This is a genomic window from Haloarcula taiwanensis, from assembly GCA_002844335.1.
In the GTDB taxonomy this organism is placed as follows: Archaea; Halobacteriota; Halobacteria; order Halobacteriales; family Haloarculaceae; genus Haloarcula; species Haloarcula taiwanensis.
The window spans coordinates 66,595-81,135 of record CP019156.1 but is presented as its reverse complement, the minus strand read 5'-3'; the positions used below and the strand labels follow the sequence as shown (position 1 = coordinate 81,135).

Genomic DNA, 14,541 nt, shown 5'->3' with positions numbered 1-14,541 from the left:
GGTTTGCGAGCGTACTGACAGCTAATCGACAGTTGTTTACACAACCGTCCTACCCTGCAAACTCTAAGGTTTCAGACGGTTTCGCTCAGAGTGGACCAATCCGGAGGGGGCTTCCCCCATCGCATCTGTTGTGAGGACTTCACAGATTCTCGCCCTCCTGGTCAGCCGTGTACTTGCGGGGGAGACTTCCGGCGTCAAGATCGAGCCGTAGCTCTCCGTTCGTGTACTGGAGCGCGTCACCATCGATTAGCCGAGCCGCGCGCTCCATGTCCCGGTAGATCGTCGTCCGGTCGATGTTCGGATAGTGCAGCGCTTCCTCGGCTTCGTCTCGGTCGACAGTCGCTGCAGGCGGCTCGTCACGCCGTTCACGCGCTTTCGCCGCGCGGTGTAGGTGCTGGACCAGCGTGACTGCGCGCTGCTTGCCAGACATCTTGTCAGCGTTCTCGACGACTTCCAGAATGTCGGTGCGCGCATCGAGCTGCGCAACCTCTGCCTCCAGTTCGTCGATGCGTTCATCACGCGCAGCCAGCTTGTCTTCTAACTCTTCACGTTCGTCGCGCTCGTCGTGGAGTTCCTCCCGGAGCCTGGAGACCTGTGTCAAAGGGCGTCAAGCCGTGCTCCTAGAGCTTGAACGGTGGTTTCGATGCTCTCATCGATAGGGTTTGCGTCGGGAAAAGTACCCTCGCTGTCGGGGTCCGTATCGGTCACGCCGACCACCTCCTGACAGACCCCCCGCTAAGGGGGGTTGTCTTTTAGGCATCTAAACCGAGAAGGGTATGCCGCCTCTCGGATTTGAACCGGTGAGTGGGCGATACTGATTCCCGTCCGTGATCAGGGTACACAATTTGCTACTGTAATATTGGTCGTGATCATCGCCCTATGACGAACCAATTCATCCAAATTGGCCAGTACAGGAGACATACCTATCTGCTGGGAAGCAGACTGTCAGGGCCTTATCGATCGCCCCGTGTGAATTACGGAGGGTGTGTTCAGCAGAATCAGCCGATAAATGAACGTACTCCCGGAGAGTATATTTGGCTCAGAGACGAGACGATACCTAATGGGACACGAGAGCTGGATTGCGGTTGAACCCGCGGTGGATGGCGACCAAGCAACTGTCGTCGAAACGTTCTCGGAGTGGCAAGGAGCGATAGACGGGCGCGACACGACCGACGGCACGCTACAGTTCGCGGGGTTCGGCCCACCGGCGTCGAACATCGAACGCCTGATCGAATCGGTCGGCGACCACCTCCAGCGGGCTGTATTCGTGGTCGAACACGATGGCGGGATTGGTTCGACAGTCGGTCGCTACTACGAGCGCGAGGATGGCAAACTCCGGCGTATCGAAGAGTTGCGTCACGAGTTCCGCCACGATCCGGCCGAGCACTTCGACTACTTCGCGGCTAGGTACGGGATCCACGGTGTCGTCTGAGGACTCGCTGGAAGCGCTCGCAGCCCAACTCGACGCTGTAGACAGTCCCGCCGACCGACGTGACCTCGCAACGCGAATCGTCAAACGGCATCAAGAAGGACTCATCGAGGGGCACACGCTGCCGGGCACAGTTATCGACCGGATGGTCGCGCTACTCGACGACCCCGATCCTGGCGTCAGAGTCGCAGCCGCGATGGTCGTCCGGTTCGCGGCCGCCTACCCCGAGGACATGGAGGCTGATGTCGATTCGGACACACTGTACCGGCACCTCTTCGACCGGATCGACGACAAGGACTGGTGTGTCCGCCAGGCCGCCATCAACCCCGATTATCTCGGTGGACAGATTGCTGCTTCGTTTGGCAACGAGGAGCGCTCGCCCGCCAGACCAGCGCCATGGCTGGCTGAGCGCCTTCTTGAACGCTTCACCGATCCGGAACCGGCCATCCGCAAACGAGTAGCGGGGCTACTGCTCCACCGACAGATCGAAGATCCGGTCGGTGTCGAACTGGTCAAGACTCACCCCGACCCACCGCATGCTGTCGAGCAGCTTGCCGATGGCTTGGCCGATCCGGCGACAGTAATCGGCAACGCACGCCACGCACAGCGTCCTGCAACCGCCGCTATCGAAGTGTTGACGCAACTCGTCGATGACCGGCCACATCTCGTCACCGAGCATCTCGATTCGATACTTGGAGGGTTCGACCGCGAAAGAGGGTGGTTTCGGGAACAAGTGATCAACCTGCTGGCTGCGCTGCTGGAGGCAGGTGCGATCAGCCTCGATGACATCGATGACGACGTAGTCGATGCCCTCCACGACGGGCAGTATCCGGTGACAGGCAACCAGTCGATGAGGTTGCTGGTCGATGTGGCACTGTCGAGACCGGCAACAGCTGGGTCGGCGGCCAAGACGCTACTGTCGACTCTCGGTACGGCGACAGGGCCGCGGCCTGCCTCGACGTATACCCCAGCCGCGGACGCACTGGCACGCCTCGAACGTAATGGCAGCGGGTCCTTTGATCCGGTCGTCGAGAAAGTCGCTGAACTGGCCGCCGAGCGACCGTTTGAGGAACGCGATACCGACCCGTTGGTCGTACTGGCGGCTGACCATCCCGGGTTCGTCGCCGACCAGCTTCAGGAATTGTTCGAACTCGCGGCCGCCGACGAACTGCCGAACAACAACCGACTTGGCGACGGCCTCGTCGCCGACGTCGCGGCGGCCAACCCGCGAGCAGTCAAACCGGCGCTACCGGCGCTCACCGGCGGTCTTGACCTTCGGACCGTTCAGCATGTCCTCGACGACCTCGCGGCCGATCATCCAGAACTGGTCGCCGATATCGTCCCGAACCTGACGGTCCACTCCTGTCACCGGTACTACCTCGGACGGGCGTTGGCACGGGCTGCTGACGCCGGGGCCGAGTTCTCCGCGGCTGATGTCACGGCGCTGGTCGAGAGTGTAGACACCGACTATAGGAACACGCAAAAAACCCGCTACTGGGCAGCCAAAACGCTCGTTACTTTGGCCAAGCACGATCACGACGGACTCCCGGGCCGGACCGAAGCGCTCCTCGGGGCCGCCCGAGCCGGTGACCTGGACGACCCTAATGTTGATCCGTTGGACCTGCCTGACGTGCGATCAGCCGGGTGGGGGCCCGGAGAGAACTGATACTGGCGAGCCAAATATTACCGGACGCAGATGCCGCCCGGTCGTCACTCGGCGCTCGTGTCTCAGGCTAATTAGAGGAGGAATATCTTAATAAAGAAGAATAATTGGTCGTGATTATCGCGCTAATCACAACCGCGTAGAGGGAATCATCCAGATCGGCAGATTGCTCTCTAGTTTGCAGAATTGACGAGCGAAGTCTGCGTCGTCATCGGGTCGGGATCAAGCCCCAACACGACCGATTTGGGGGGTTGGTAACGCACTGATTCGGTCCCAGTAGTCAGTTTTTCGAGCGTCGTCCCCTGCAGGTGAGCGACCAGCGACAGCACCGGCCTGACATCTGGATGCAACTCCAGCCACTCGTCGAACCGATCACCGTGTCCTGTCACGGCCAGCGTCAGTTCACCGCCGTAGTTGATTTCCCGGTGACCCAACCATAGAGAACTTCGGCGATAACAGCTATCTCGTCAGTAAACTGCGGGTTCTGTAGGCGTCAGTGTCCACCTCAGGGTGGGGTTGTAGCCTGCGACCCGCTGTCCTCGCTGCCGAATGGCAAGCAAATCCATCCTTATGATTTGGGACCCCCGCCCCCGGGTGTTTCCGCGTAAACCCTAGATAGGCAAGACAGGCTAAATGAGAATAAACAAGATACACATATAAATGCAGGAAAATACTAGAAGATATATTTAATTCTAGAGAGAGCAGATAGCTGATACAGAGGTTTGAAACGGATAGCAGACCATTTCTCTCTTTCTTCTACTCTAGGCAATAACTAGCTAGAAAGAAAGAGATATGATAAACGTAAGAAACAGGAACTGATTCAGTTTATGCCGATAGGAAAATCCGCGTTAGGGGCATTCTTAATCGCAGTATCGCCAATAAGACCCCTTATCGAGACTCATTATGCTCTTCCACACCTCACACCATCTATAGAGTTACGCGGAAACACCCGGGCCCCCGGGGGAATATTTTACCTTCGTATTCCAGTCGTGGTTGATCTGCTTCAGATCTACGCGGAAACACCCGGGGGTCGCAGAAATACCCGTACCGACCGTAGTAAGCGAACCAGCCGATACGTCCGAACACTTAGTCTTATGTGCTTGGGGTGAAAGAAGCACCGTATGTCACGGACGTTTGAGCGCGGTTCTCCGATATTCGAGGATGAACGTCCTCTCACAGATGATTGGGATCCAGAGGAACTGCCCGAGCGTGATGAAGAATTAGGGCAGATCCATAATGCGCTCGCACCTGCGATTCGCAATACTGGTGTCGGTCCACACAATATGTTTCTCTTCGGAAAAACGGGACAAGGGAAAACAGCAGGTGTTGAGTACAAACTTGAGGATCTCGTTGCAGCTGCCGATGACGCAGGACTAAATATCACGACAAGTCAATACAACTGCGCCGGCGACTCATCCTCATACCATGTATTGATCAATCTTGTTGAGCGTCTCACTGGTGAGAATCTGAACGGGCATCCAATGAGTAAAATCACCGATGCATTCTTCGATGCCGTGACTGACATTGGTGGAACGGTTATCATCGTATTGGACGAAATCGACAATATCGGGACGTCAGATGAAATATTGTACTCAATCCCTCGCGCTAAGTCCAACGGTAATATCCCCGATGATATGCATCTGAGTGTTATCGGCATTTCGAATAATTTTAAATTCCGTGACAATCTCTCCCCAAAAGTCAAGGATACCCTGTTTGACGAGGAAATTCACTTCGCACCGTATGACGCGAATCAACTGCGATCTATCTTAGAGCGGCGCGCCGATCAGGCATTCAAAGAGGGTGTTTTAGAGGGTGACGTCATTCCGCTCTGTGCCGCGCATGCAGCACAAGATAAGGGTTCGGCGAGGCAGGCACTGCGATACCTGTACAAAGCCGGTGAACTGGCGTCGAACACCGGGAGTGATGTCGTCACCGAAGAGCATGTGAGGACGGCACAGGAACGCATTGATCGAAAAAACATCGAAAAGGGAATTCGCGAGATGACGATGCAGGACCAACTGTCGCTAACAGCTGTCGTCGCACTAGAGGTAGAGAGCCAGAACCCAGCGAAGACGACCGAACTCTACGCTCGATACAAGGATATCGCTACGGAGATCAAGGCGGACATTCGAACCCAACGGAGCGTCCGCGACCACCTGCTTGAACTTGATCTGATGGGGGTTGTCAACGCGACAAAGAAACAAACCGGCAATCGTGGTGGCCCTCACTATGTTTTCGAACTTGGCTCCGACCTCGGGATGACACTGGATATCCTCTCCGAAGACTCTCGACTTGGCGACGCTATTGATCTCATCACGACGAACCGGTCAATCGAAGAATATCTTGACTGATAAGACTACGCGGAAACACCCGGGGGTGTAGTTTGCGGAGTCGTTAGTCTGGAAGGCGAATTACGCTATTAACGCCCAACATTCGGCCCTATTTGCCCATCTTTCAATTTACGCGGAAACACCCGGGGGCGGGCCGACCAATACTGAATACTCTATCCAGACAGGTAGTAGTTTTCCGGATTGGCCGGCACATCATACTTCGACTTCATTTCTTGCCCCCAGTTCCCAGTAGCAGCGTCTGCCGTTGATCTGCTTCGTGATCGTTGCTTTCGACGAGACATTGTCCGTGAGGTCATTCGACTGCTCGTCAGCTTCCCACCTGGATTCTATTCAACTTCGGCTTCGTGGGCTTTGCCCTCCCCAGCTGTCGACGGGGAGAGGCCCCCGTCTCGTAGGGCCCCGTTGAGCTGTTGCACCTATTCCAAAGACAAAATCTAGGTCTACCTTATATATCTTATCATGTAAGCAAAGTGGTACTACTTTCGATTTAGTTACCAGCTATATAGACTATATTGTCTAGATTTGTATGGTATAAGAAATCCTATATTATCTCCGATTTGCCGTCCTTATTCTATCCTGAGGATGCATTAAAAATCAAGCAACAGCGAAGGTACGAGGCACCCGATATAATACGAAAGTATTATATAGAGATAGAGTTTGTTTGTCTCACAAGTTTTTAGTTAACTCCAATGTCATAATCTGCTGCCAAATCCAAGATAGGGTTCAACAATAGTATTAGAAATCTAACACAGAATCGGTAGCGGATTACCGGTGGGGCATCGGTGGGCAAGCAAGAAACCAGAACCAGAGACATCCATGTCAACTCAAACCAACGCATCGAACGCATCGAACACACAACCAACACTCTACACCCACGCGAAGCGGCGGTTTGCTGACGCGTGGCTCACGCCCGGCGTGCGACAGACAACGCAGTTACTGCTGATCCTCACGCTATTTGCTGGCTCGGCGATGGGCCAGACCGACGTCGGGAACATCTACTGTGACACTGCTGTCGAGGACGGCGTTGACGTCGTCTTCGGCGCACTGGCTGGTCTTGGCCTGCCAGCAACGATGGTGTTCGTCGGTCGCAGTGGCCTGTCGTATATGCGGGCCTCTGGCAACCCGAACCAGCAAAACGAGGCCCGCCGGGACCTTATCCTCTCGCTGGTCGGCCTCGGTGTCGTCGTCCTGGCAATCGTGGCTCCGGAACTCATCACGAAGTTCGGGGACAACGTCGGCTTCGGCTTCTCGGACTGCGTGACCCCATTCTAAGCACACGATGGGACTCCGCTCACTGCTGATGATCGCGGCCCTTTGCTCGCTGCTCTCGACAGCCGCAGCTGCGGGGCCGGCGTCCGCTGGTGGCAACCCAGCTCAGATTGAGCGGGGGACGGCACACTCCTACACCGACGCGAGCCACGGTGGCGTGGGGATACTCCAACAGAACGCCACCGCGCCGAGTGGCTCCAACAGCGAGGGAACACAGACGAATCGCACTGACAACAACGAGTCTATTGATCGAAGGCCAGCAGACAACGGGACGGCAGCCAACGGAACCGAGGGCAACGAGTCCGTTGATCGAGGGCCAGCAGCGAACCAAACAGAAGCAAACAGATCCGCCGAGGTGGGATCGAGACGGCAGAACCTCAGCGCGAAAGTCTCGTGCTACGAGAACGCCTCGGACCCGCCGGCCAATGCCTCTGTCGGGGACAACGCGACAGCAGGCGTTGTGCCCCCGAACCGGTCCTACAACCACAACCACACGTTCTTCCGTGCGCTGTGGTCTGGCGACCCTGACCATCCGAACCTCACACGAGCTGACCGGGCCGGGGCTGAGAACGGCACGCTGGCCGTCCTCCCCTCTTGCACGGGAGATATGGTTTCTCGCGAGCCATCGAACACAACGCTGTGGAACCGGCCCGAACACGACTCGTTCCGGACTGGAATCGAGGACGCCTCCTACCCAGTGAACGTCACGGATACTCGCTCTGGCATCTGGATTCGTGACGCCTACGTCGCGTTCTTCAGCGTCGAGCCGTCGACGGTCGTCCATCGAGAGGGAGGTACGGAGCGTCTGGTCCGTCCGAACGGAACCGTTCGTGCCATCCACGACTACCGGGTGTACATCTCGGAGTTCTTCGAGGACGACTTCCGAGTAGTGAACACGTCGACGAACACGACGCTGTACGCCAACGGCACTGCGATGGACAACAGCACTGCCGCCCAGCCCACCCTCAACTACACGGAGATCAACGGGACCACGGAACTCCGGTTGGTCACGACAATCTCGACGAATCTCTCGGAGATTGGCGATGACGAGATTGACGAGTACGAACTGACGGTCACGGACTCGCGGACGGTCCAGGTGCAAAACCTCTCCGAGCGGGAGATGGTCGTCGAACCCGGTGTCGTCCCCAACGGCAGAGGGGCCACGACCGACGACTATCGCATCGGGACTGTAATCCCCGGCAGCTGGCAGAGCGTCCAGTTCGATGGGGGATACGAAGTCCAGAGCAAGTGGCGGTTCTACACTCGCTCACCGCCCGGCTGGGAAAACTGGTCGGAGAACACGACGACGCCAGTACGACCGCTCGAAACCCACGCTGTCCGAACCACGGAAGGCCCAGCAGTCACGGTCAACCGCGTCCAAAACGAGAGTGCCGACGGCTGGCGGTTCGTGCCCTCACTCGAAGCGACGTATCCGACAAATGCGACTGTGAACACGACGGGGAACACGACGGCGAACGCGACCACCAAGACGACGCTCCCGCCGGAGATTCGGATCAACCGTTCGGAGACGTTCACGACGGCAGATCGGTTCACGATTCGGAGTGCGGAACAACTCCGGACGGAGAACTTCGAGATCAACGGACTCGTCCGTGGGAACAGCATCGAACAGCCAGCGGACTCGACGAACCCGACGCCAATTCGCGAGGTCAATATCACCTCCGAGGTCGTCAACTCGACTGACAACTCGACGGACCTGCTGGTCCGGGTCGAACCGACGGCTGGCTTCCCGATTGTGGCAGGGAACGTCACTGTCGCAACGGGGCAGTCCCGGGTCGAACGGTCACTCGCTGGCGATGATGAGATTACGGTCACCGTCGACCAGGGCGAAGTCTCCTCGGCGATAGTCACGTATCGCCCGGCTCAGATCTGGTGGGAGCAAGGGCGTGCTGTCCCGGTACGAGACACCCAAGAGCGGGTCGCGTATGAACTCGATCTCCCAGACCTTGCGGAGTTCATCGACCTCGCTGTAGTGACGCTCCTGACGGTGTTGCCGGCTGTGCTGGCGCTGTATGGCTACGACGTCTGGACGAGAGGCAAATTCGTTGGTTGGTATAATCCATGACAAAGCAAGATATACCACGAAACAGCAGTATCGACCGCAGAACAGTGCTTGGACTCCTTAGCGGGAGTCTTGCCGCGCTTGCAGGATGCAGTGGCGGGCTGTCTGATAGCAGTGACGGAGGCGACGGAGGCGGCGGCCCGCCAGAAGAACAGTCCGACTACATCGAAGAGACGTCGATTGAGATTGTCGAGAACGGCCGCCAATTGGCTCTGGAAGTGGCTGTGACTGATGAGATCGAGCCGTCATCGGTTAGCATCATCACAGAGTCCGGTCGGGAGTTCTCCAGTGACTACTTCAGTCCTGGCGAGACCCGGACACGCCTCTCGCTAACAGAGGGAGAGGACTCGTACGAACCGCTGCCTCGGGGCCAGCACACGCTCTATCTCCGTGGGGATGACGTCGAAACTGAACTCCCACTCGAACTGGGCACCACGTTTGAGTTTGAGGAGGTTATCCCTGGGACTGAACATCCAGACTTCGTCGATGGTAGCTTGGCGATGGTTGTGCGGAACGTGGGCCAACGCACAGACGCAGCATCACAGACGCTTCTAGATGGTGAAACGAGAAGTGAGCGCTTTGTACCAGTGGAGCCCGGTGAATCTGCTGCCGTTAAATTTGATTTTCTCCTCAAGGATGGCCCAGGAATATGTGCAAGAGCTGATGAAGCTGGTGAGATAGCTGAGATCAACCACCATCTGACAGTTAACTTCCTCTGGAGTGATACAGTTACAGTCGCTCAGACTATCAAATATAACAATACTGATGGGTGCAAAAAGTCGCTAGTTGGTGAGCCAGAGGAAGTCACCACAACCCCGACGAAGACGGAGACGGAGACGGAGACGTAGCAATGCAGTCGGGAATTGCTGGGGAAATCGTGAAGGAGGTTGTCGAGAGGGTGGTTGGAGAACTCTCGTCGGCAATTACAGCTGGCATCAGTGGCTTCCTTGATCAACTCAGAACAGACATAATTGGGTATTTTGAGGGGTTCTTTGAGTGGCTTATTGACCCGATGGTAGGCACACCTTCTCCGGAAGGGCCGAATTCAGCAGCCCCTGTCGACATTGCATTTGAGTCTGCGAGTAATGCTCCGTGGGACGCGTTAATCTCGAATATATACTTCGATGGAATCGTTGGGTTAGCGCTCGGCATCCAGTTTTCTGTTCTGGCGATGATCGGGCTTAGATACGGGTCGATGAACCCGGTTATCCGGAAGAAGCTCCTTCGCCGACTCGGAGTTGCCTTCCTTTCGCTGTTCTTCTGGCTCCCGGTAGCCTCGCTGGGGACGCAGTTCTTCGATGCGATTGGCCGAACAATATACAAGGGATCACACACCCCCAAGGAGGCAGCCGCACTAATCAGTTCAGCCCAGCAGATTGCGGATCTCAGTCTGGGGATATTCCTCGTCCTCATCGTTGTCGGACTGTATGTCTACCTCAAGGCGGCGTTCATTTTCATCACCAGATGGCTGCTGGTCTTCCTGCTGACGCTGTCGATGCCACTGGTCGCGACGTTCTGGGCAGTAGAAGTCTGGCCGCTGAACCGCTTCTCGGGACTGGCGAAACAGGTCGCCGGCGCGTACCCCGGAGTCCTCGCTGCGGGTATCCCGCCTGCAATCCTGATACGCATGAGCTTTGAAGCGACAAACTGGGGACTGGCTTCTGAGCTGTCCCTGTTCATCAGCCTCGTGACGCTGTACTTGGCGGCAAAGTCCCAGAAGGTCCTCATCCAGCGGAGTAGCCGCGTGGCAATCCAAGTCAGCGAGCAGGCGCTCGCCGGCGGCAAAAAGCCACTCAAGATCGGTGCGGCGGCTGGTGGTGCAGCGGCGACAGCCGGCGCTGGCGCGGTCGGTGGCCCCGGGGCAGCAATGGCGACGGGTGGCACGATTCGAGCTGCCTCAGGCGCTGCAAAAGGGCGTGTCGGCAGTGCTGCCACGGGTGCCCAGATGGTCCACCGCCAGATGGCAGCTAACCCCGCTGGCATGAAGAGGAGTTCTAGCGGCGGCCCCACCGGCTCCGGTGGCGGCAGTAGTCCCAACGGCTCCGGAGGTGGCGGCAACAGTGGCTCCGGCGGCGGTGGCTCCGGTGGCTCAGGCGGTTCCGCTCCGCCTTCTGGCGGCGGCAGTGGTAGCAACGGCTCTGGTGGCTCACCGCCCTCTGGCGGCGGGAGCGGGTCCAGTGGAAGTCCCCTCAACAGCCGATTCACCAACGGTAGTTCATCCGGTTCGTCCGGTTCGTCCGGCGATTCTGAGAGCGACGACAACCCGGTTAGCGAACGCCAGACGAAGATCAACTCCGGCGATACCAGAGTGTTCGAGTCTGACTCAGACCCGCCGTTCTCGGATGGGAAGCCCGACGAAAACGGGACCGATACCGACTCTGGTGGGTCCGAGTCGTATGACTCGCTGCAGGACGTGTTTGCAACTGATGACGATGTATTAGGACCAGATGTGTACCGCGACGGCCTGCCGCATAAGGAGGATGGCGACTAATGGTTGACTCAGAAGAAGAATACGACACGAATATCATCCACGAATCCCTCGGAGACTCGACCAACTTCTGGGGCGACTACACGCTGGGGGAACTCATCCTGTTCCTCATCCCGCCGTTTGGCTTCCTCGTCGCGATGGGGATGCCGTTCGTGCCAGCGGCGCTGTTCTTCCCAACGTTGGCTCTCACAGCGGTCGTGGAAGTCTTCCTCTACATCCTGCACAAAGTCCGGCCAGATCACTATCGGCTCACTGAGTGGCTGCGGGTCAAACTGTTCTGGCTCGTCAAAAAGAAGCAGTACACTCACGGCCAGGGGAATCAGGATTCCCGGCAGGTCACGCGACTAGAGCGGGTCATGCCTCACGGCATTGAGCGCGTCGACGGAGCGTACGTCGGCGCGGTCGAGGTCGAGCCCGCCAATATGTCGCTGCAGGACGACGAGAAATGGGAGAAAGCCGTCACATCGCTCACACGCCTGTCTGAATCGCTGACTGGCCGGGCGAAACTCCACGTCACGACGGCCGAGGTCGACAACGAGTCCCACATTCAGGCACACGTCGACCGGCTCGACGACCCCGACGCGGAGAGCCATTCGATCTTCCGGGGCGTCCTCATGGAGTTCGTCAACCGCTACACCGACGACAGCGGCAACGTTGAAACTGAGACCGAACTCCAGCGCAAGTACTACATCGTCGTTTGGGTGACTGACGATGATATCCATGATCTCCAAATGAACAGTGACTCTATCGCGGATTACCTGACCGGGATACCGGTCATTGGGCGGCTGTTCACTCGATTCGACAGTGACACGCTCACTGACGCCGAGCGAGAGGAGTTCAAAGCCAAGAAGCTCCACGACCGGCTCGAAACCGTCGACAGAGCAGTCAACAATATGTTCCGGTGCCGTAGTCGGTCGGTCAGCCCGCATGAGCTGGCGCACTTGACCGAGGACTACTGGGCCTGTGAAACCCGGACCGAGCGGGAGTACGAAGAGGCGGCCTCCGTCTCTCCGGTGACGTATTCGGCACGGGAACTCATCAAGCACGGCGAGGGTGCCGCAGCCCACGACGCTGCGGAGGGCATGGACACCGACGACGTCGGTGGGACCGACTACGAGGTCGACGAGACCGCCTTCGTCTCCCAGTTGCATAGACCGGGAGAGAACCATCGGTCACTGGTCGCGCCGACGGATATCGAATGGGAAGCCGACCACGCTCTCATCGACCAAGAGACGTACACACGGTGCTTCTGGATCGAGACGTATCCCGAGCATCCGACCAGTGGAATGCTAGAGCAACTACTGCTGGATACGGACCTTGCCGTCGACGTCTCAATCCACATCGACCCATACGACGCTGATACAGCAGTGTCGGTCATGAAAGAGTGGATCTCCTCGCTGAAGATGCTGCAAAACGACAAAGGAGAGTTGGAAGCGGAGGATATCGAACAGGAGGTCAACCAAGCGAAGTACATCCGGCAGATGGTTCGGCGGAACCACACGTCGCTGTTCCGTGTCGGGGCGTTCATCCGCCTCACTGCGGAGACCGAAGAAGACCTCCGGAAGCAAACGAATCGGCTCGAAACGCTGCTGCGCGACTCGCCCTCGAACTGCGGCGTCAAGCGAACGACCCGCCGGCAGGAAGCAGGACTGGTGACTGTCTCGCCCATCGGGGCCAACGAACTCGGGCAAAACCGGCTTTCTTCGATGACCGGGGAAGCACTCGGGTCGCTGTTCCCGTTCTCGTCGAACTACCTCCGGATGGAGGACGGCATCGAGTACGGACTGCACGGGCACAACGACTCCTCGCTGTTGATCGACCCGTGGGCGCTGGAAACCGGCCACTCGGAGCTTGTAACCGGGATGCCCGGCGGCGGGAAGACCCACGGCACGCAGGCTCGGGCGATGCGGATGCTGAAAAAACGGTCGGACGTCAAGCAGATCTACATCGACCCGGTCGGGGATATGCACGGCAGCGCGAAGATGTTGGATGCAAAGACGATCACGATCAGCGGCGAGACGCCGCTGAACCCGTGTGAGATGCATCCGACGCCTCAGCATGTCCTCGAACAGTCCCCGGATATGCAGCCGGTCTCAGCGAAGAAAGACGAAGTCTACGGGGTCATCGAGAACTTCCTGCAGTCGCGGGATGTCGATCTGGAGATGCACAGCGGCCTGATCACGTTCCTGATCGACAAGATATTCTCCGAGTCCGATATCGACCCAGCGGAGCCGTCGACACACACGCCGGAGAACTCGCCGGACCTGAGCGACTTCTTGGAGGTAGTCGACCGCCTCCAGGAAGAGCCGGAAATGTTCCCGGGAGCGACAACAGAGTCCTCCCAGCAGAAAATCCAGCAGTACGCAAACGAACTCTCGATTGCGCTGCATCCGTTCCGGCCGGGGAGTACGTTTGGCAACCTCTCGAAAGAGTCGGACCTGCGGCTGATCGACGACAGCAGCAAGGCCGTCTATCTGGACCTCCAGCAGGTCGAAGGCTCGGGTAGTGGCCTCGGCAAGCAGTCGTTCATTATGCAGTTGCTGTTGTCGACGCTGTACCAGCAGGCCAAAAATATGCAGCAGAAGGTCGAGATCATCATCGACGAAGCTCACTACCTGTTCAACGACGACGCAAATCTGGAGTCGCTGAACCAGATTGCTCGCCACCAGCGCCACGCCGGACTGCGGCTAGTGATGCTGTCCCAGACGCTCTCCGAGTTCGAGGACAAGGGCGCAGCCGAGGAAATCGCGGGAATGTGCCCGATCAAGGTGCATCACCGCGAGCCGGAACTGGGCGATGAAACCGCAACAAGCGCTGGACTGACGGATGAACAGCAGTCCTACATCCAGCACGCCGAAGCCGGCAAGGAGTCACTGGGCGACGGACAGGGCTACTCGCAAGCGCTGGTTCGCGTCGACGAACATGGCGATTACCCGCTGACGATCAAGACGTCGTGGGAAGAGAAGCAGATCATTGACCTCGACGCTGACGCGGAAGATACGCTCGACGTTGTTGCTCACGGGGCGGACTCTCGCGCTGCTGACTTCGAAGAGTTCGTCCATTCACAAGCAGTCGAGCAAGAGCTAGCGAATCGTGGATTGTCCCCGGAGAAGGCTGAACACGTCCTCAACGGACTCAGCGAAGACGAGTTGGTGGACGTGGTGTCTGTGGCTCTTGACCAGACACAGCCAGAAGCAGTTGTCGCTGATGGTAGTATCGAGGAACAGAGCGACCCAACACCAGTTGACTACATGGACTGAT

9 protein-coding genes and 1 pseudogene are annotated in these 14,541 nt (G+C 57.8%); 8 read left to right on the top strand and 2 right to left on the bottom strand.

Annotation, left to right across the window (positions count from 1 at the left end; all coding sequences use genetic code 11):
• Positions 1-139: 139 nt before the first annotated feature.
• Positions 140-717 (bottom strand): annotated as a pseudogene (locus BVU17_17870) (hypothetical protein).
• A gap of 343 nt (positions 718-1,060) precedes the next feature.
• On the opposite strand from BVU17_17870, the gene BVU17_17865 reads away from it, so the two are divergent.
• The gene (locus tag BVU17_17865; GenBank protein AUG49447.1) at positions 1,061-1,432 is read left to right on the top strand and encodes a hypothetical protein; all 372 of its coding nucleotides are present in this window, start codon (positions 1,061-1,063) and stop codon (positions 1,430-1,432) included.
• A complete protein-coding gene (locus BVU17_17860) occupies positions 1,422-3,095 on the top strand; it encodes a hypothetical protein (protein ID AUG49446.1) in 1,674 nt (557 codons plus the stop codon). The genes BVU17_17865 and BVU17_17860 overlap by 11 nt, the downstream gene beginning before the upstream one ends.
• A 170-nt stretch (positions 3,096-3,265) precedes the next feature.
• Here the strand turns inward: BVU17_17860 and BVU17_17855 are convergent, their stop codons facing one another.
• Complete coding sequence (locus BVU17_17855) at positions 3,266-3,526, bottom strand: hypothetical protein (protein ID AUG49445.1); 261 nt, start codon at positions 3,524-3,526, stop codon at positions 3,266-3,268.
• Positions 3,527-4,213: 687 nt separating this feature from the next.
• On the opposite strand from BVU17_17855, the gene BVU17_17850 reads away from it, so the two are divergent.
• The 6 genes from BVU17_17850 (at position 4,214) to BVU17_17825 (ending at position 14,540) form a co-directional block, all read left to right on the top strand.
• On the top strand, positions 4,214-5,443 hold the full coding sequence (locus BVU17_17850) for a cell division control protein Cdc6 (protein AUG49444.1): 1,230 nt from the start codon (positions 4,214-4,216) through the stop codon (positions 5,441-5,443).
• A gap of 816 nt (positions 5,444-6,259) precedes the next feature.
• Positions 6,260-6,715 (top strand): hypothetical protein, encoded by a 456-nt coding sequence (locus BVU17_17845; protein ID AUG49443.1) that lies wholly within the window; start codon positions 6,260-6,262, stop codon positions 6,713-6,715.
• Between the two features lie 7 nt (positions 6,716-6,722).
• Positions 6,723-8,795: a hypothetical protein gene (locus tag BVU17_17840; protein AUG49442.1), complete on the top strand. Its 2,073-nt coding sequence runs from the start codon at positions 6,723-6,725 to the stop codon at positions 8,793-8,795.
• A complete protein-coding gene (locus BVU17_17835) occupies positions 8,792-9,640 on the top strand; it encodes a hypothetical protein (protein AUG49441.1) in 849 nt (282 codons plus the stop codon). The genes BVU17_17840 and BVU17_17835 overlap by 4 nt, the downstream gene beginning before the upstream one ends.
• Before the next feature lie 2 nt (positions 9,641-9,642).
• Entirely contained in the window at positions 9,643-11,283 is a 1,641-nt protein-coding gene (locus tag BVU17_17830; protein AUG49440.1) for a hypothetical protein, read from the top strand.
• Positions 11,283-14,540 carry a conjugal transfer protein gene (locus BVU17_17825; GenBank protein AUG49439.1) on the top strand — a complete coding sequence of 1,086 codons (3,258 nt, stop codon included), beginning with the start codon at positions 11,283-11,285 and terminating at the stop codon, positions 14,538-14,540. Before BVU17_17830 ends, BVU17_17825 begins: the two co-directional genes overlap by 1 nt.
• The last annotated feature ends 1 nt before the right edge of the window (position 14,541 follow it).